The following is a 16,996-nucleotide window of genomic DNA, read 5'->3' on the forward strand; positions in this document are numbered from 1 at the left end:
AAACCTCTGGCTCACTGAATAGTTCGGTGACGAACCAGCCGCGGTCGGCCTCCCAGATCACCGGCGGGTTCAGACACTCCTCGATCGTGGTCCAGATCGAGAACGACGGCGCGAACTCGTAACCGTCGACCGTGAGATTCGACCCGTCGCGGGTCCCGAGTTCATCGATGTCGGAGAACAGATGGTCGGCCGCGTACCGCGCGAATACGTCGGACAGCCCGGGTTCCACGCCGATCCCGACCAGCGCGAGCCGTCCGGCCGACTTCCAGTCGTCCGCCACGGCGAACTGCTCGTCGCCGAGCTTGACACCGGTGAGCCGGTAGGGCTCTTCAGGGTGACGCTGCGACAAGCTCATCGCCATGTCGAGGTAATCCGCGCCACCCGCGAGTGCCCCGTTGAAGATGGGCATGACGAACCGAGGGTCGACGGCGTTCATCACATGCGTGATCTCGTGGCGGCGAACCAGTTCGGCCACCGCGTCGGCCGATGTCGCGTCGACCTGCGCGGCGGAGAACCGGCCATCGCCAACGGCGTCGGCGGCCTGCTTGGCCCGGGTCTCGTCGTAGTCACAGACCACGATCCGATCGAAGAACTCTCTTCGCAGGGCGATCGAGCAGAAGGCCGAGCCCACACCGCCGGCGCCAACCAACAGGATTCGCATGCGCAAGACCGTACGCCCGGTCCACACTGTCGAAATGCCCATTTTGCACATCGAGCACGAGATCAGCGACCTGTCGACCTGGCTGGAGACCTTCAGGAAGTTCGCGCCCGCTCGAGAGCAGGCCGGCGTCACGCAGGCCGAGGTGTTTCAGCCGAACGACCACCCGAACTACATCGTGGTCAATCTGCGCTTCGAGAACGTAGATGCCGCAAGCAATTTCCGTAGGTTTCTGATCGAGCGGATATGGGCGTCCCCGGAGACCGCGCCGGCCTTGGTGGGTGCCCCGACCGCCCGGATTCTCACCGAGGTGGCGCTCTAGCTAGACCGACACCGGCAGCGTCGACATCCCCCGCAACGTCAGGTTCTGTTTGTATTGCGGCTCGCTGGCCATTCGGGCCTGCGGGAAACGCGCCGTCACCGCCGTTAACGCAACGGCTGCCTCCACCCGGGCCAACGGTGCGCCCAGGCAGAAGTGCGGGCCCTTGCCGAATCCCAAGTGCCGGATCGACTCTCGGTCGGGATCGTATTCGTCGGGGCGATCGAAGGCCGCCGGATCGTGCTGAGCGGCGGCGAGTAACAACATCATGGTGTCACCCTTGACGACCGTGGTGTCGCCGATCGTCATGTCGTCGGCGGCAATTCGGCCCATCAGCTGAACCGGTGGGTCGTAGCGCAACGTCTCCTCCACGACAGCGGACACCCGTGACGCGTCGGCACCCAGTGCGGCCCACTGCCCCGGATGGCGCAGCATCGCCAGAATCGCGTTGGCGATCAAATTCACGGTCGTCTCGTGACCGGCGACCAGCAGCAGATTGCACGTCGCGATGATCTCCTCCGCGGTCAGCTGATCCCCTGACTCCTCCACGTGGATCAAGGCCGACATGAGGTCGTCACCCGGATCGGATCGGCGCTGCGTGATCAGGTCGCGCAGGTAGTCGCGCAGCCACACCGCGGCCTGCATCCGGTCCTCGAATCCGTCGGGCGCCTGGCCGGTGAAGGTGATGAACGGATCCAGCGCCTGCGCGAGCAGCGCGGAGGCCCGGCTGAACTTGGGCTCGTCTTCCAACGGCACCCCGAGCAGGCGGCAGATCACCGCCACCGGCAGCGGATAGGCGAGGTCGGCGATCACCTCGAAATGGCCGGCGGCGGCAACCTTGTCAAGCAGCGAGTCGACCAACGTGGTGATGTCGGGCTCCAGGGCCTTGACCACCCTCGGCACGAACGCCTTGCTGACCAGCTTGCGCAGCCGGGTGTGGTCGGGCGGGTCCAGGAACAGGAATCCGGGCGGGCCGAGCGGCCGGGCCTGGTGTCCGGCCGCGATCTCGCGCTGCGCGATGGTCGACTTGAGCCGGTCACTGGCCGACGACGGGTGCCGCAGCACGTCGTCGCAGTCCTGATACGACGAGAACACCGTGAGGTTGAACTCCGGCAGTTGCAGCGGGCCGCGCTCACGAATCTGCTCGTATGCCGGATACGGGTTGGCCCGGTTGGCCGGGTTGAGCAGCTGCACCAACAGCGCCTGCGAGTCAGCGGTGGTCGTCATGCATTTATTGTGCACGCGTCAAAGAGCAGCGCAGGTCAGCTTTGCAATCTGCTCTTCGCGCAAGCGCTCATCGCCGGTAATACCGGCCCAGAACATGCGCCCGCAGCTCGTCGAACTCGCCGGCCCTGATCGCTGCGCGGATCCGGTCCACGAGCCCGATGACGAACCGCTGGTTGTGGATCGTGCACAGGGTGGCGGCCAGGATCTCCCTGGCCTTGAACAGGTGATGGATGTAGGCCCGGGTGTAGCGCGCACAGGTGTAGCAGTCGCATTCGGCGTCGATCGGCGTGAAGTCGCGGCGATAGCGTGCGCCGGTGATGTTGTATCGACCGGTCACCGAATACACCGCGGCGTTGCGCGCCACGCGCGAAGGCGACACACAGTCGAACGTGTCGGCACCCGCGGCGATGGCGTCGAAAAGGTCGTCCGGCTCGCTGATCCCCAACAGGTGGCGCGGCTTGTCGGCGGGCAGCTCGCTGCTGACCCAGCCGACGATGGTGGCCAGGTTCTGCTTCTCCAACGCCCCGCCGATGCCGTAGCCGTCGAAGCCACCACCGTCGTCGTCGACGATGGAGACCAATCCGCGCGCCGCGTCTCGACGCAGGTCCTCGTACTGGGCGCCCTGCACCACACCGAACAACGCCTGGGCGGGCCGGTCCGGATCGGCGGCCGTCAGCCTGCGATGTTCGGCCAGGCAACGCACCGCCCAGCCGTGCGTACGCCGCACCGACTCCTCCTGGTAGCCGCGGGTGTTCACCAGGGTGGTCAGTTCGTCGAAGGCGAAGATGATGTCCGCGCCGATCTGGTGCTGGATCCGGATCGACACCTCGGGGGTGAAGCGATGGGTGGAGCCGTCCAGATGCGAGGTGAAGGTCACGCCGTCGTCGTCGACACGGGCCAGCCGTTCCTTGCCCTCGGCGATGATGTCGTCGGCCTGAACGCGTTCGGTGTCCATCGCCAGCACCTTGCGAAATCCGGCGCCCAGCGACAACACCTGAAAGCCACCGCTGTCGGTGAGCGTCGGGCCCGGCCAGTTCATGAATGCGCCCAGACCGCCTGCCTCTTCGATGATCTCGGCGCCGGGCTGTAGGTACAGGTGGTAAGCGTTGGCTAAGACGGCCTGTGCGCCAAGCTCTTTCATGGCTTCCGGTATGACGGCTTTCACGGTCGCCTGGGTGCCGACCGCGATGAACGCCGGGGTGTGAATGTCGCCGTGCGGCGTGCGGATGACACCCGCACGTCCGAGCCGCCCCGGAAGCTCCGCTTCGACGCTGAAAGACGGCTCGACCACGCGTGTATTCAATCAATCGCCGAATCGCCGCCAATCGCCAGGTGACGTCCGGGCAAATTTTTTCACCCAATCGCATGACCGCTGGTGAGCGGCACACCATACTCTGTGAGACGGTCCGCCGATCTTGACGGACCGCGCCAACAGAAGGAGAACACTGGTGAAGCGTGGGTTCTTGGTCGCAGTAGGCGGCGCGGCGATTGTCATCGCCGGCCTGTCGGGCTGCGGATCGGACGAGAAGAAGTCCGAGACTACCGGGGAGACAGACACGGCTGCCGCAGCAGAGGGCAAGAGCACGGTCACGATCGACGGCCAGGACCAGCAGGTCCAAGGCACGGTGGTCTGCAGCACGATGGGCGAGACCGTCAACATCGCGATCGGCGAAGCCATGACCGGTATCGGCGCCGTGGTGAGCACGGGCGACAGCCCGGTGGTCCGTTCGGTCGGCCTCGGCAACGTCAACAACGTCAACCTGGGTTATCAGGAGAACGCCGGGCAGGGTGAGGCGACGGTCGAGAAGGACGGCAACACCTACAAGATCTCCGGCACCGCGGCCGGCGTCGACATGGCCAACCCGATGCAGCCGGTGAACAAGCCCTTCGAAATCGAGGTGACCTGCCCGTAGCCAGGTACCCAACCGTTCGACACGGCGGCGGCGTCCCACTCGGGGCGCCGCCGTTGTCGTAGATGATGTGCACATGCCCGAAAAGTCGTCCGCAACCGGCGTCGTGCTCTTGCATCCGCTTCCCGACCGCGGACTGCGACCCTGGATCGACCGCGCGACCGATGTGGCCCGGTCGATGCCGGGGTTTCAAACGTTGCGCATGGCGGTAACCGAAGGTGACCTGCAGCCCGCGGTGGCCGTCACCTTCGACACCGCCGAACAGCTGCACGACTGTTTGGACTCCGACGCATGGCTCGCCGCGCTTTCCGACGGCAATGCCGTTGGCGTGCTTCGCAAATCGTCGGACCTGCTGATCGTCGAAGGACACCGGTTGCCGCCGGGGACCGCCGCGTTCCGCCACCAGGTGATCGAGACGGCAACCGCCGAATTCATCGACACCCAGACGCAGATCGCGGCGTCGACCGCGCAGTTTCCCGGGTACACCGCGACCGTGCTGCTGCCGCCGGCACCGGATGCCGGCATCAACGACTGGACATCGATACTCGCCTTCCGCACCGACGAGCAGTTGGCCGCGTGGTCGTCATCCGCCGAACGGTCCCGCCGTCTCGCGCAGCTGCGAACACACCTGAGAAGAGACTTCGACACTCTGTCGGTGGACGCGCCGTTCGGCTCGATTCTGCGCATCGACCACGGCCGCCCGAGGGTGACGCCGACCTGGAAGACGGCGATGATCGTCCTGCTGATCCTCTACCCGACGGTGATGACGCTGTCCCGGTTCCTCGGTCCGGTTCTGCGGGACTGGGGCACCGAGCCGTGGCTGTCGATGTGGCTGAGTCAGATCCTCAGCGTCGCGGTCATGACATATGCCCTGATGCCGCTGGCCACCAGGGCATTCACCCGCTGGCTGGACCCCGTCGACGGGGCGGGGGTGCGGGTGTCGGTGCTCGGCGCCGTCACGGTCGTCGCGGTGTACGCGGTGACGCTGTGGATATTCGCCGCGGTGGACTGGCTGCACTTCTGGACCCATTGACCGCCTGCACAAACGGCGCGCTAGGCGGGCCGTCGTCGACCTATGTCAGCATGGAGTCATGCCTGCCCGCTACTTCGCTCGTTTCCTTGGTGCTGCCGTGGTGACAACCTCGACGCTGCTGATCGCACCCCTCCCCGCCGCCACTGCCGCGCCGTGTCCCGACGTCGAGGTGGTGTTCGCCCGCGGCACGTTCGAGGCACCTGGAGTTGGGGGGATCGGCCAGTCGTTCGTCGATGCGGTGCGCTCGCGGGCCGGCGGCAAATCGGTCGGGGTATACGCGGTCAACTATCCCGCCAGCACCGACTTCCCCACCGCCGTCGAAGGTATTCGGGACGCGGCCAACCACGTCGAGGCGACGGCGGCCAACTGTCCCGACACGAAAATGGTGCTCGGCGGATTCTCCCAAGGGGCAGCGGTGATGGGTTTCGTCACCTCGGAGGCGGTACCGAGTGGAGCGCCTGCGGAGGACGTGCCCGACCCGATGCCGCCCGCGGTGGCCGACAAGGTCGCCGCGGTCGCCCTGTTCGGAAAACCATCACCCCAGTTCATGGAAACGATCGGCGAGCCGCCCGTCGAGATCGGCCCGCTGTACGCGCCCAAGACCATCGACCTGTGCGTCGCCAACGACCCGATCTGCGCCGACAACGGCAACGGCGCCAACCACAACCTCTACAACGTGAACGGGATGACCGCCGAGGCCGCGACTTTCGCAATGAGTCGCCTGTAGCAGCTCCCCCTGCGTAACACCAGGGGAGAAGTTGGCGGTGGCGGAGGGATTTGAACCCTCGGACGGGGGTTACCCGTCACACGCTTTCGAGGCGTGCTCCTTAGGCCGCTCGGACACGCCACCGCCCGGCAGCTTACCGGCCGACCGCCGGTCTACTCCAATCGCTGGCGCTCGAAGAACGCCTCCAGAGGAGCCGCGCACTCTTCCGCCAGCACACCGCCGCGCACGTCCGGCCGATGGGTCAGCCGCCGGTCGCGCACCACATCCCAGAGTGAGCCAACCGCGCCCGTCTTCGGTTCCCAGGCCCCGAACACCAGCCGCGCGACCCGCGCCATCACCAGCGCGCCGGCGCACATCGTGCAGGGCTCGACCGTCACCGCCAGCGTCGTGCCCTCGAGTCGCCAGCCGTCGCCGAGTACCTCCGCGGCGGCGCGCATGGCCAGCATCTCGGCGTGCGCCGTCGGATCGCCGAGCGCCTCGCGCGCGTTGGCCGCCCGCGCCAGCTCGGTTCCGTCGGGGCCGACGATCACCGCCCCGATCGGTACGTCGCGGGGTCCGGCGCTGCCGGAGGCATCGAGGGCGGCGCGGATGAGCTCTTCGTCGGTCACCGATCGAGACGGTCGAGGACCGCGGACAGTTCCTCGGCGAAGCCCATCTCCCGCGCGATGCGCCCCAGCTGTTCGTCGGCGTACAGATCCTCCTCGCCGAGGATCACGCCCAGCACGGCTTCCGGCAGCCCGACGTCGGACAGCAATCCGAGGTCACCCTCCTCGAACGGGTCGGCGTCTTCGAGATCTTCGGGACTGATGTCGGCGTCCAGCTTCTCGAGCGCCTCCGCGGCGATGTCGTAGTCCAGTGCCGCGGTGGCATCCGACAACAACAAGCGGGTACCCGACGGTGCGGGCCGCACGATGACGAAGAACTCGTCGTCGACGTCAAGCAGACCGAATACGGCGCCCGCACTGCGCAGTTCACGCAGCTCGGTTTCGGCGGCGGCCAGGCTGCTGAGCGCGGCGGGGCGCATTGGGGAGCAGCGCCATTTGCCGTCCTCGCGGACGACCGCAACCCCGAAGCCGTCGGGCAGGTCGGCGGCCTGGTCCTGCGCCCGCTGTGGTCCCATGGCCGCTTACGCTAGTCCCCGACCAGGGACTTTGACTAGCAATCGACACCAGCCGGACGTCAGCCGAACTGAGCCGTATGCCACGCTGGGAGGCGTGACGAAAGCACCCGTTTGCGTGCTGGGTTTGGGCCTGATCGGCGGGTCGGTGATGCGCGCGGCGACAGCAGCCGGCCGTGAGGTCTTCGGCTACAACCGGTCCGTTGAGGGCGTCCAGGCGGCAACTGCCGACGGGTTCGACGCCACCGAGAACATCGAGGCGGCGTTGACGCGCGCCGCCGAGGCCGGCGCCTTGATCGTGCTCGCCGTCCCGGTGCCTGCCCTGCCCATCATGCTCGCGCACATCCGCGATTTCGCCCCGGACTGTCCGCTCACCGACGTCACCAGCGTCAAAGAATGTGTCATCGAAGAAGTCAAGTCCGTCGGCCTGCTCGCCAAGTTCGTCGGTGGTCATCCGATGGCGGGCACCGCGCGATCGGGCTGGGCCGCGGGCAACGCGCGGCTGTTCGTGGGCGCACCGTGGGTGATCAGTGTGGATGACCACGTCGACCCGGACGTCTGGGCGATGGTCATGGAGCTGGCGCTGGACTGCGGCGCGGTCGGGGTGCCGGCCAAGTCCGACGAGCACGACGCCGCGGCCGCAAGGATCTCGCACCTGCCGCACCTGCTCGCCGAGGCGCTGGCCGTCACGGCCGGCGAAATGCCGCTGGCCTTCGCGCTGGCGGCGGGATCGTTCCGCGACGGCACCCGGGTTGCCGCCACCGCACCCGACCTGGTGCGGGCGATGTGTGAAGCGAATTCCGAACAGCTGTTGCCCGCACTCGACCGGTCCATCGAATCGCTGAAAAAGGCGCGCAAGTCATTGGCCACACACGGATCGGTGGCCGATCTGGTGCACGAAGGTCACGCGGCCCGGATGCGGTACGCCAGCTTCAAGCGGTCCCAGATCATCACCATCGTCGTCGGGGCGAGCGACTGGCGCGAAGAATTGGCCGCGGCCGGACGCGCGGGCGGGGTGATCAAATCCGCTCTGCCAGCCCTGGGTAGTCCAGGATGAAGCCGTCCGAGTCGACCGTGACGGTGGTGTCGGCGGCCGGTGAGTGCAGCTTGATTCCGTCGGTCACGCTGCTGTAGGTGATGGTGGCCGGGTTGACCGTCAGGTCGGGCAGTGTCACGTAAACCACCGGCAGCGCGACCGAGTCAGTGCTTCGATACAGGCCGGTCCGGCGGATCGGCAGCGCGTTGAAGAACGGGCTGAAGAACAGGTCGACGTCCAGTGCGCCGTCATAGGCCGCCCGGTTGGACTGGCCCTGGTGGTCCTGTACCAGCCACATGTTCTCTTCGTCGCGAGCGATGGACAGCTGGCGTTCCCGCTCGGCCAGCGTGACGGTCAGTGACAGCCGCCTGGTTGCCCCGGTCTCGTCGGTGACCAGATCGTAGGACGCGGAGAACGGCGGGTGCGATGCCGTTGCCGCCGCGACAATCCGGCCGTAGGCCTTGATCCGGTTGCCGGACAACTGCACCCGCACAGATTCCATCCGCGGAACGTCATGCGCGCGCCAGGTCAAGATCGCCGGCCAGGCGCTCTCGGTGGCATCAGTCTGGGCACCACTCACCCGTCTACCGTAAGCGACGGATCGCCTCGTTCGTAGTGTGCTGACGATGTGCTTTTCCCCGCCATGCCCGATTCGAGGGCGACCTCGTCGCCCAGCAACGGCTGCGGCATCCTCCTCAATCGGCCGGTGCCGGGCACCGACGCAAACACCGCAAGGGCCAGCGCCGCATCGAGGATCAACGCGAGCGCGGTGACCATAAGCGCGCCGACCAACGCGATATGGAACTGCCGCACCTTGATGCCGTCGATGAGATACCGCCCCAGGCCGCCGAGGCTGGCGTAGGCGGCGACGGTGGCGGTCGCGACGATCTGCAATGTCGCGGTGCGTAAACCGCCCACGATGAGCGGCATCGCGTTGGGCACCTCGACGCGCAGCAACACCCGGAGCTCGGTCATCCCCATCGATCGTGCGGCGTCGACCACCGAGCGATCCACGTTCGCGATGCCCGCATAGGTTCCCGCCAGCAATGGCGGGATGCCGAGCAGCATCAGCGCGACCGTCGGCGGAATCAGGCCGAGGCCCCACAGCAGCACGCCGAGCAGCAGCACGCCCAGGGTGGGCAACGCGCGCAGGCCGTTTACCAGGGTGACGACCAGGAAGGTGCCGCGGCCGGTGTGCCCGATGAGCATGCCGATCGGGACGGCGATCAAAAGTGAGAACAGCACCGCGACGACGGTGTACTGAAGATGCTCCGCGATGCGGGCGGCCAGGCCGGCCGGTCCGCCCCAATTGGCCGCCGTGAAGATGTAGGCCAGTGCCTGTTCGAGGAAGTTCATGCCGCCACCGCCTTGGCCTTAGGCCGGTTGATGCGGCCGACGCGGGAGGCCCGGATCCACGGAGTGGCCAACCGACCGGCGAACATGATGAGTGTGTCGATGACGATCGCCAGCAGGAAGATCGCGATGATGCCGGCGACGATCTGGTCGCTCTTGTTGGATTGATATCCCTCGGTGAACCAGGTGCCCAGGCCTCCGATGCCGATCACCGAGCCGACTGCCACCATCGAGATGTTGGTGACAGCGACGACGCGCAGTCCGGCAACGAGCACCGGAATCGATAGCGGCAGTTCGACTTTCAGCATACGGGTGAACGGTTTGTAGCCCACCGCGGTGGCGGCGTCGCGGACCGCTGCCGGCACGGCGTCCAGTGCTTCGGGGACGGCGCGCACCAGCAGCGCCGTGGTGTAGAGCGTGAGTGCGACGATCACGTTGGCCTCGTCGAGGATGCGCGTCGGGATGATCAGCGGCAGAACGACGAACAGGGCCAGCGACGGGATGGTGAAGATGATGCTTGCCGTGATGGTCGTCAACCGCCGCAGCGCGGTGGTGCGCTGCAAAAGCGCCCCCAGCGGGACCGCGATCAGAAGTCCGAGAACGATCGGGATCAGCGACAGGCGAAGGTGAATCACCGCGAGCGCCCACGCGTCGTCGAGGTTGTTGAGCAGATAGTTCACCGGCTAGCCATCCCGTTGCTTCTTCAACGCCGTCAGCACATCGTCGGCCAGCACGCCGCCGATCGGGCGCCCGTCACCGTCCACGGCCACACCCAGACCCGACGGCGAGGACAACGCGGCGTCAAGCGCCTGACGCAGCGAGTCGTTAGGTCGGAACAGCGAGCCGCCAGCAATCGTACTGTCGTACAAAGACTTACCGTCGCAGTGCAGCGTCACGCCGCCGGCGTTGATCCATGCGTACGGCGTCCCGTCCGACTTGTTCACCAGCACCCAGTCACTCGGGCCGAGACTGAGTTCGTTGATCTCCGGTTCGGTGACGGTGCGGATCTCGTGCACTGGCAGGCCGGTCGCGTGGCGGAACTGGAGACCGCGGTAGCCACGGTCGGCGCCGATGAAGCCGGCGACGAAATCGTTGGCCGGATTGGACAACAGCCGAGGCGGTTCGTCGTACTGCTGCAGCACGCCGCCGCGGCCGAACACGGCGACCTTGTCGCCGATCTTGATGGCCTCGTCGATGTCGTGCGTGACGAACACGATCGTTTTGTGCAATTCGCTTTGCAGCCGCAGGATCTCGGTCTGTAGCTCCTCGCGTACGACCGGGTCGACCGCGCTGAACGGCTCGTCCATCAACAGGATCGGCGGGTCCGCGGCCAGTGCCCGGGCAACGCCGACACGCTGCTGCTGACCGCCGGACAGCTGTGCTGGATAGCGATTGGCCAGCTTTGGATCCAACCCGACCCGTTCCAGCATGCCGAGTGCCGCTTTGCGCGCGGCGCGGCGCGACTCGCCCTTCAGCACCGGCACGGTGGCGACGTTGTCGACGACCCGCTGATGCGGCATCAGCCCGGCGCTCTGGATCACGTAGCCGATGCCCAACCGCAGTTTGACCGGATCAACCTTGGTGACGTCGTCGCCCTTCACCGTCAGGGTGCCCGAGGTCGGATCGATCATCCGGTTGATCATCCGCATCGATGTGGTCTTGCCGCAGCCGGACGGCCCGACGAAGACCGCGAGTGTGCCCTCTGCTACCTCGAGAGTGAGGTCGTCGACGGCGACGGTGCCGTCGGGGTACTGCTTGGTGACGCCGTCGAACGTGATCATCCACTTATCACTGAATCGGCTTGTCGAAGCCGTTGTCTTGTACCCACTTTCGTGCTGCTTCGTCCGGGTCCACGCCGGTGTTTCCGGATACCGCGGTGTTGAGCTCGATGAGTCCTTCGGTGGTGAGCTTGGCCGAGACGGCGTCGAGCACCGTCTTGAGTTGGTCAGATTTCTTCTGCGAGCTGACAAGTGGGACCACGTTGGCTGCCGGGAAGTTGTTCTTTGGGTCCTCGAGCACCACCAGGTTGTTCTGCGGGATGGCCGGCGACGTGCTGAAGATGTTGGCTGCGGTGACGGTGCCGTCGACCAGCGCGCGCACCGTGGCGGGCCCGCCGCCATCACTGATCGCGACGAAGTTGTTCGGCGCGACGTCGAGCCCGTAATCCTTCTTCAACCCCGGCAAGCCCTCTGCGCGGTTGAGGAATTCCGACGGTGCACCGAACTTCACCTCGGGCGAATGCGCCGCGAGGTCGGCGATGGTCTTGAGGTTCCACTTCTTTGCGGTTTCCGCATTGACCGCCACCGTGTCCTTGTCCTCGGCCGGTGACGGCGTCAGGATCGACAAGTCGCCAGGCAATGCCCGGAACAGCGCGAGCTCAATAGCGTCTGGGGTGGTGACCGTCGCCTCCGGGTCGAAGTACTGCAACAGGTTGCCGGTGTATTCGGGTATCAGGTCGATGGAATGATCCTTGACCGCGGGAATGTAGGTTTCACGGCTCCCGATGCCGAACTGCCTGCCTACGGTGAACCCGTTGGCCTCCATCGCCTGCGCGTAGATCTCGGCGATGATCTTCGACTCCGGGAAGTCGGCCGAGCCGACGACCACCGACTTGAGATCGCCGGACGCGGATCCGCCGCCCAGCGGGTTGGAGCTCCCGCATGCGGCGGTTATCAGGGCCAGGATGGTCGCCAGGATCGCCAGGTTCCACCTGCGTGTGCTCGACATATCCAATGTCCTCTCGGCGCACTAGCTCCACCGGACACTATCGAGATGCGCGCCCGCACGCCGCGCTTTGCCGCACCGTTAAAACGCGAAGTGGTTTCCTTCGTGACCCGAAAGCGCAAAGATGATCCCATGACCAGCGATCCGTCCGTATCGCCCGACCGGCCGCCCGAGGCGACGCCGCCAGCCGAACCGCCGCCGGCATCGTCGGAAGGGACCCCACCGGAGCCGACCGCCACTCCCGGCGGATACCTGGTGTCGCCCGAGTCGGCGGTCAAGTTCACTCGTGCAGCGGCGCTGTGGTCAGCGCTGATCGCCGGATTCATCATCCTCATCCTGCTGCTCGTGTTCATCATGCAGAATACGGACTCCACCACGATTCACCTCTTTGCCTGGCAGTGGAATCTGCCGGTGGGTGTGGCGATTCTGTTGGCCGCCGTGTGCGGCGGCCTGCTGACGGTCGCCGCGGGTAGTGCGAGGATCGTTCAGCTTCGTCGAGCAGCCAAGAAGAACCTGCGGTCCGGCCTCTAGGGTTACGCGCGCAGTGCGCTCAGCCCGGCGGCGATCATTGGACGGACCACCTCGCTTACTCTGCCGGCGTCGTCGGCGACGCCGCCACCCATCCGGCCCCGGAATGCGATGCCCGCCGCGATGATCGCCAGTTTGAAATACGCCAGCGCCATGTAGAACTCCCAGTGATCCAGGGGTTGGTCGGCCGCCAGCGAGTACCGGTGCGCGAGTTGGTCGGCGTCGGGGATGAGCGGCGACGTCCACGCCGCGTCCGCGTGTACCAGGTCGAACAGCGGGTGGCGGTATACGCACATCAACGCGGCGTCGCTGATCGGATCACCGAGTGTCGACATCTCCCAGTCCAGCACGGCAAGCACCTTGGTGGCGTCCTCGGAATCGAGGATGGTGTTGTCGATGCGGTAGTCGCCGTGCACGATCGAGCTGCGACTCTGGGCCGGAATCGCTTCCGCCAGAGCGGAATGCAGGCGCCTCACATCGGCGTCGCAGGGGTCGTCCTGCAGCCGCACCAGCTCCCACTGCGAGCCCCAGCGCCGCACCTGGCGTTCGAGATAACCGCTGGGCTTGCCGAAATCGCCGAGGCCGACAGCCTCGGGGTCCAGTGAGTGCAGATCGGCCAGCACCCGGATCAACGCGTCCGCGCAGTCGTTGATGACGACCTTGTCCCCCAGCGCCTCGAGCTGGTCGGCGTAGCGCACCACGCGACCGGGCACGTACTCCACCATCTGAAACGGCGCGCCGGACACCGAGTCGTCGTTGCGCATGGTGACCGCGCGGGCCACCGGAACGGGCGTGTCCTGCAGCGCGGCCACCACCCGGTACTCGCGCGCCATGTCGTGCGCAGACGGAGTCAGCCCGTGCAGCGGCGGCCGGCGCAGCACCCACTTGGACGCGTCGTCGGACACCAGGAACGTCAGGTTGGACCGCCCGCCGGAGATCAGCTCGGCCCGCAGCGCACCCGTGCGCGGAATGCCGGCGGACTGCAGGTGGCGGTCTAGCGCATCAAGGTCGAGCCCTTCGAGCGATGTCGGCGGTGTAGTCACTGGACTTGTCTACCATCGCTGATTTCTGGGCAGCAGCTCCCATACATGCTCGGTGCCGTTGACGGCGGCCACATACAGGTTGCCCTCACGAGAAGACAGCAGTCGGGTGACGCCGGCGTAGTCGACGTTGAAAGACAGGATCTTCTCGGTACCCAGGATGCTGTACAGCAGTCCATTGATCACACCGCCATGGCTGAACACCGCGACCGTGTCCTCGTGATCGCCCGCGGCCACGATGTCATGAATTCCCGCGTTGATGCGAGCCAGAAACGCGACCTCGTCAACGCTGCTCGGTAGATGACCGCTCGCCAGTCGCTCCAGCTCCTCGGGGAACTCGGCAGCGATCTGCTCGATCGGGACATAGTGCGCCATGTCGCGGTCGTACTCGGCGAGCCGATCGTCGATCTCGACCGTCAGCCCGAGGGCATCGGCGACCGGCTGCGCGGTCTGCACCGAGCGCCGCTGCGGGCTGCTGACCAGCCGGGTGATCGGGAAGCGCGCCAGCGCGTCAGGGAGCCTCTTGGCCTGCTCAACACCTTCTTCGGACAGGTCAGGGTCTGAGCCCTGCCCCGGTTCGCTGCGCAGCGGTAACGCATGGCGGATGAGAAGCAACTGCACCGTGACACCATAGGGCCGTGGGCTATGCCGACGAACTGTTCGACCTCACCGACCGGGTTGTGCTGGTCACCGGTGGTAGCCGCGGGCTCGGGCGGGAAATGGCGTTCGCCGCCGCTCAGTGCGGTGCCGACGTGATCATCGCCAGTCGCAAGCTGGAGTCGTGTCAGGCGACCGCCGAAGAGATCGCCGCGGCCACCGGCCGCACCGCGCTGCCGTACCAGGTGCACGTCGGCCGGTGGGATCAGCTCGACGGTCTGGTCGATGCGGCCTACGAACGGTTCGGCAAGGTCGACGTGTTGATCAACAACGCTGGAATGTCGCCGCTGTACGACTCGCTCACGTCGGTGACCGAGAAGCTGTTCGACGCGGTGGTGAACCTGAATCTCAAGGGCCCGTTCCGGCTGTCGGCCTTGGTGGGTGAGCGAATGGTGGCCGACGGCGGCGGGTCGATCATCAACATCAGCTCCAGCGGGTCGCGTCGGCCACGGCCGGAGCAGCTGCCGTACTCGGCGGCCAAGGCCGGGCTCAACTCGTTGACCGAAGGACTTGCGTTGGCGTTCGGGCCGACCGTGCGCGTCAACACCCTGATGCCCGGTCCGTTCCTCACCGACATCAGCAAGGCCTGGGACATCCCGGCGACGACGAAAGGCGCACAGAACTTTGCGCTCAAGCGGTTGGGGCAGCCAGCCGAAATCATCGGCGCCGCACTGTTTCTGGCGTCGGACGCGTCGAGTTTCACCAGCGGGTCGATCATCCGCGTGGATGGCGGGATTCCCTAGCGGCTACGGCGTAACGATGTTGAAGCCCGGGTCGGGGCGATCCAAGACCGCCAGCACCGATGGCAGCGCATTGGCGTCTCCGGTGATGTCCAGCCCAGGCGAATCCGCATCGCCGGCCGCGAACGCCAACAGCCGCAGCTTGTTCGCGAGTTTGATGGTCGCCTGGGCCGTGGATTCGTCGGCGGGTACCTTGCGGTAGACCAGCACACCGTTGCGCAGCGTCAGCCGATAGTTGGTCGCGGTGTCGAGGAACGTGACGTCGACGGCGACGTCGAGATCCCAGGCGCGCGGGCCGTTGATGTTGATCGCGAAGGTGTCGAACATCTGCTCCGGGGTCAGTTGGCCCAGTAGCGTCGGCGATGCCGTCTGGGTCGGGGTGCCGAAGTTGCCCTCCCGCAGCTCCGTAGCGCCGGCCAGGAAGAAGTTGCGCCAGACACCATTCTCGGCGCCGTACGCAAGCTGTTCGAGAGTGTCGGCGTAGAGTTCACGGGCGCCGGCGTGGTTCTGATCGGTGAAGATCGCGTGATCGAGCAGTGTTGCCGCCCAACGGAAGTCACCGTCGTCGAACGCCGTGCGGGCGATGTCGACTACGCGGTCCACACCACCCATGGCCTCGACATAGCGCGGCCCGATGGCCTCCGGCGGGTGCGCCCACAGCCGGCCCGGGTTGCCGTCGAACCATCCCATGTAGCGCTGGTACACCGCTTTGACGTTGTGGCTGACCGAACCGTAGTAGCCGTGGGTGTGCCAGGCCTTCTCGAGGGCGGGCGGCATCTGGAACTTCTCGGCGATCTCGATCCCGGTGAAGCCCTGATTCAGCTGTCGCAACGTCTGATCGTGGAGATAGGCATATAGATCCCGTTGCAGCGAAAGGAATTCGACAATCGTGTCCTTGCCCCACGTGGGCCAGTGGTGTGATGCGAAGACGACGTCGGTGCGATCGGTGAAGCGGTCGATGGCCTCGGTAAGGTAGCCGGCCCACCCGTGCGGGTCGCGCACCAGGGCGCCGCGCAGCGTCAGCAGGTTGTGCAGGTTGTGGGTGGCGTTCTCGGCCATGCACAGCGCGCGGAATCGCGGGAAGTGGAAGTGCATTTCGGCGGGCGCCTCGGTGCCCGGCGCCATCTGGAACTCGATCTCGACGCCGTCGATGGTGTGCTTCTCCCCGGTTTCGCAGATGTCGAGCGTCGGCACGATCAGAGCAACCTCTCCGGTCGACGGAGTTTGTCCGAGCCCGCAGCCCACCTGACCCTGCGGCCCGCGGGCCAGCGCCGCCCCGTACATGTAGGCGGCCCGTCGCGCCATCGCCGTCCCGGCGTAGACGTTCTCCTGCACGGCGTGCTCGGTGAAGTGCTCGGGTGCGATGACGGCGACCTTCCCCGCGTCGACGTCGGCCTGTGTCGTCACTCCGAGTACCCCGCCGAAGTGGTCGACATGGCTGTGGGTGTAGATGACGGCGACTACCGGCCGATCGCCTCGGTGTGCGCGATACAGCGCCAGGGCGGCAGCCGCGGTCTCGGTGCAGACGAGGGGGTCGATGACGATGATGCCGGTGTCGCCCTCGATGAAGGTGATGTTGGACAGATCGAACCCGCGCACCTGATAGATGCCTTCCACGACCTCATAGAGGCCCTGCTTGGCGGCCAGGGTGGACTGCCGCCACAGGCTGGGATGCACCGAGGTGGGCGCGTCGCCGGCCAGAAACGAGTACATGTCGTTGTCCCAGACCACTCGGCCGTCGGTTGCCTTGATGACGCACGGCTGTTGTGCGGCAATAAATCCCCGGTCGGCGCCCTCGAAGTCCGATCTGTCGGAGAATGGCAGGTTACCGAGGTGGTCGCGGTGTGCAGACTCGATGACGGCGGTGGGCGGCTTCTGATTCATGACGCAGAGATTGCCACGCGAACCGCGCTGCCGGTGGTTGACT

The 16,996-nt window shown here is 66.2% G+C and carries 20 protein-coding genes and 1 tRNA gene; 7 read left to right on the forward strand and 14 right to left on the reverse strand.

Annotated elements, in window-relative coordinates; genetic code table 11:
• Positions 1 to 661: saccharopine dehydrogenase family protein (locus tag ACRDU5_RS04375; RefSeq protein ID WP_526613108.1), on the reverse strand; the 661-nt coding region annotated here is incomplete at its 3' end.
• A 34-nt stretch (positions 662 to 695) separates the two neighbouring features.
• Here ACRDU5_RS04375 and ACRDU5_RS04380 point away from each other — a divergent pair.
• On the forward strand, positions 696 to 980 hold the full coding sequence (locus tag ACRDU5_RS04380) for a hypothetical protein (protein ID WP_526613109.1): 285 nt from the start codon (positions 696 to 698) through the stop codon (positions 978 to 980).
• On the opposite strand, the gene ACRDU5_RS04385 is transcribed toward ACRDU5_RS04380, so the two are convergent.
• The gene (locus ACRDU5_RS04385) at positions 981 to 2,204 is read right to left on the reverse strand and encodes a cytochrome P450 (RefSeq protein WP_526613111.1); all 1,224 of its coding nucleotides are present in this window, start codon (positions 2,202 to 2,204) and stop codon (positions 981 to 983) included. It lies immediately after the preceding gene.
• Positions 2,205 to 2,271: 67 nt separating this feature from the next.
• On the reverse strand, positions 2,272 to 3,495 hold the full coding sequence (gene tgt, locus ACRDU5_RS04390) for a tRNA guanosine(34) transglycosylase Tgt (protein WP_526613112.1): 1,224 nt from the start codon (positions 3,493 to 3,495) through the stop codon (positions 2,272 to 2,274).
• A 157-nt stretch (positions 3,496 to 3,652) separates the two neighbouring features.
• Between tgt and ACRDU5_RS04395 the strand changes: the two genes are divergently transcribed.
• The 3 genes from ACRDU5_RS04395 (at position 3,653) to ACRDU5_RS04405 (ending at position 5,874) form a co-directional block, all read left to right on the forward strand.
• A complete protein-coding gene (locus tag ACRDU5_RS04395; protein ID WP_526613113.1) occupies positions 3,653 to 4,117 on the forward strand; it encodes a lipoprotein LpqH in 465 nt (154 codons plus the stop codon).
• A 73-nt stretch (positions 4,118 to 4,190) separates the two neighbouring features.
• The gene (locus ACRDU5_RS04400; protein ID WP_526613115.1) at positions 4,191 to 5,147 is read left to right on the forward strand and encodes an antibiotic biosynthesis monooxygenase; all 957 of its coding nucleotides are present in this window, start codon (positions 4,191 to 4,193) and stop codon (positions 5,145 to 5,147) included.
• 58 nt (positions 5,148 to 5,205) lie between these two features.
• Positions 5,206 to 5,874, forward strand: coding sequence for a cutinase family protein (locus tag ACRDU5_RS04405; RefSeq protein WP_526613116.1), 669 nt, complete (start codon positions 5,206 to 5,208; stop codon positions 5,872 to 5,874).
• A 32-nt stretch (positions 5,875 to 5,906) separates the two neighbouring features.
• Here ACRDU5_RS04405 and ACRDU5_RS04410 read toward each other — a convergent pair.
• The 3 genes from ACRDU5_RS04410 to ACRDU5_RS04420 form a co-directional block, all read right to left on the reverse strand.
• Positions 5,907 to 5,997 (reverse strand) — tRNA-Ser (locus ACRDU5_RS04410).
• Positions 5,998 to 6,026: 29 nt separating this feature from the next.
• On the reverse strand, positions 6,027 to 6,482 hold the full coding sequence (locus ACRDU5_RS04415) for a nucleoside deaminase (protein WP_526613118.1): 456 nt from the start codon (positions 6,480 to 6,482) through the stop codon (positions 6,027 to 6,029).
• Positions 6,479 to 6,994: a tRNA adenosine deaminase-associated protein gene (locus tag ACRDU5_RS04420; RefSeq protein WP_526613119.1), complete on the reverse strand. Its 516-nt coding sequence runs from the start codon at positions 6,992 to 6,994 to the stop codon at positions 6,479 to 6,481. Before ACRDU5_RS04420 ends, ACRDU5_RS04415 begins: the two co-directional genes overlap by 4 nt.
• A gap of 94 nt (positions 6,995 to 7,088) precedes the next feature.
• On the opposite strand from ACRDU5_RS04420, the gene ACRDU5_RS04425 reads away from it, so the two are divergent.
• Positions 7,089 to 8,048: a prephenate dehydrogenase gene (locus tag ACRDU5_RS04425; RefSeq protein ID WP_526613120.1), complete on the forward strand. Its 960-nt coding sequence runs from the start codon at positions 7,089 to 7,091 to the stop codon at positions 8,046 to 8,048.
• Here ACRDU5_RS04425 and ACRDU5_RS04430 read toward each other — a convergent pair.
• Genes ACRDU5_RS04430 through ACRDU5_RS04450 form a run of 5 tightly spaced genes read right to left on the reverse strand, consistent with a single transcriptional unit; the run spans position 8,011 to position 12,107 of the window.
• Positions 8,011 to 8,607 carry a putative glycolipid-binding domain-containing protein gene (locus ACRDU5_RS04430; RefSeq protein ID WP_526613122.1) on the reverse strand — a complete coding sequence of 199 codons (597 nt, stop codon included), beginning with the start codon at positions 8,605 to 8,607 and terminating at the stop codon, positions 8,011 to 8,013. The genes ACRDU5_RS04425 and ACRDU5_RS04430 overlap by 38 nt on opposite strands.
• Positions 8,604 to 9,383, reverse strand: coding sequence for an ABC transporter permease (locus tag ACRDU5_RS04435; RefSeq protein ID WP_526613123.1), 780 nt, complete (start codon positions 9,381 to 9,383; stop codon positions 8,604 to 8,606). Before ACRDU5_RS04435 ends, ACRDU5_RS04430 begins: the two co-directional genes overlap by 4 nt.
• Entirely contained in the window at positions 9,380 to 10,060 is a 681-nt protein-coding gene (locus ACRDU5_RS04440; RefSeq protein WP_526613124.1) for an ABC transporter permease, read from the reverse strand. The genes ACRDU5_RS04435 and ACRDU5_RS04440 overlap by 4 nt, the downstream gene beginning before the upstream one ends.
• Before the next feature lie 3 nt (positions 10,061 to 10,063).
• Complete coding sequence (locus ACRDU5_RS04445; RefSeq protein ID WP_526613126.1) at positions 10,064 to 11,161, reverse strand: ABC transporter ATP-binding protein; 1,098 nt, start codon at positions 11,159 to 11,161, stop codon at positions 10,064 to 10,066.
• Positions 11,162 to 11,168: 7 nt separating this feature from the next.
• On the reverse strand, positions 11,169 to 12,107 hold the full coding sequence (locus ACRDU5_RS04450) for an ABC transporter substrate-binding protein (protein ID WP_526613128.1): 939 nt from the start codon (positions 12,105 to 12,107) through the stop codon (positions 11,169 to 11,171).
• Positions 12,108 to 12,236: 129 nt separating this feature from the next.
• Here ACRDU5_RS04450 and ACRDU5_RS04455 point away from each other — a divergent pair, with 129 nt between their 5' ends.
• Positions 12,237 to 12,635, forward strand: coding sequence for a LapA family protein (locus tag ACRDU5_RS04455; RefSeq protein WP_526613239.1), 399 nt, complete (start codon positions 12,237 to 12,239; stop codon positions 12,633 to 12,635).
• A gap of 2 nt (positions 12,636 to 12,637) precedes the next feature.
• Here ACRDU5_RS04455 and ACRDU5_RS04460 read toward each other — a convergent pair whose 3' ends face one another.
• Together ACRDU5_RS04460 and ACRDU5_RS04465 are read right to left on the reverse strand one after the other, a co-directional pair.
• Positions 12,638 to 13,675, reverse strand: coding sequence for a phosphotransferase family protein (locus ACRDU5_RS04460; protein WP_526613129.1), 1,038 nt, complete (start codon positions 13,673 to 13,675; stop codon positions 12,638 to 12,640).
• Positions 13,676 to 13,684: 9 nt separating this feature from the next.
• On the reverse strand, positions 13,685 to 14,293 hold the full coding sequence (locus ACRDU5_RS04465) for a histidine phosphatase family protein (RefSeq protein WP_526613131.1): 609 nt from the start codon (positions 14,291 to 14,293) through the stop codon (positions 13,685 to 13,687).
• A gap of 17 nt (positions 14,294 to 14,310) precedes the next feature.
• Between ACRDU5_RS04465 and ACRDU5_RS04470 the strand changes: the two genes are divergently transcribed.
• Entirely contained in the window at positions 14,311 to 15,072 is a 762-nt protein-coding gene (locus tag ACRDU5_RS04470) for an SDR family NAD(P)-dependent oxidoreductase (RefSeq protein ID WP_526613132.1), read from the forward strand.
• A 3-nt stretch (positions 15,073 to 15,075) separates the two neighbouring features.
• Here the strand turns inward: ACRDU5_RS04470 and ACRDU5_RS04475 are convergent, their stop codons facing one another.
• Positions 15,076 to 16,953, reverse strand: coding sequence for an alkyl/aryl-sulfatase (locus ACRDU5_RS04475; RefSeq protein ID WP_526613134.1), 1,878 nt, complete (start codon positions 16,951 to 16,953; stop codon positions 15,076 to 15,078).
• Positions 16,954 to 16,996 lie beyond the last annotated feature (43 nt).

It is taken from the genome of Mycobacterium sp. (assembly GCF_050701515.1).
In the GTDB taxonomy this organism is placed as follows: Bacteria; Actinomycetota; Actinomycetes; order Mycobacteriales; family Mycobacteriaceae; genus Mycobacterium.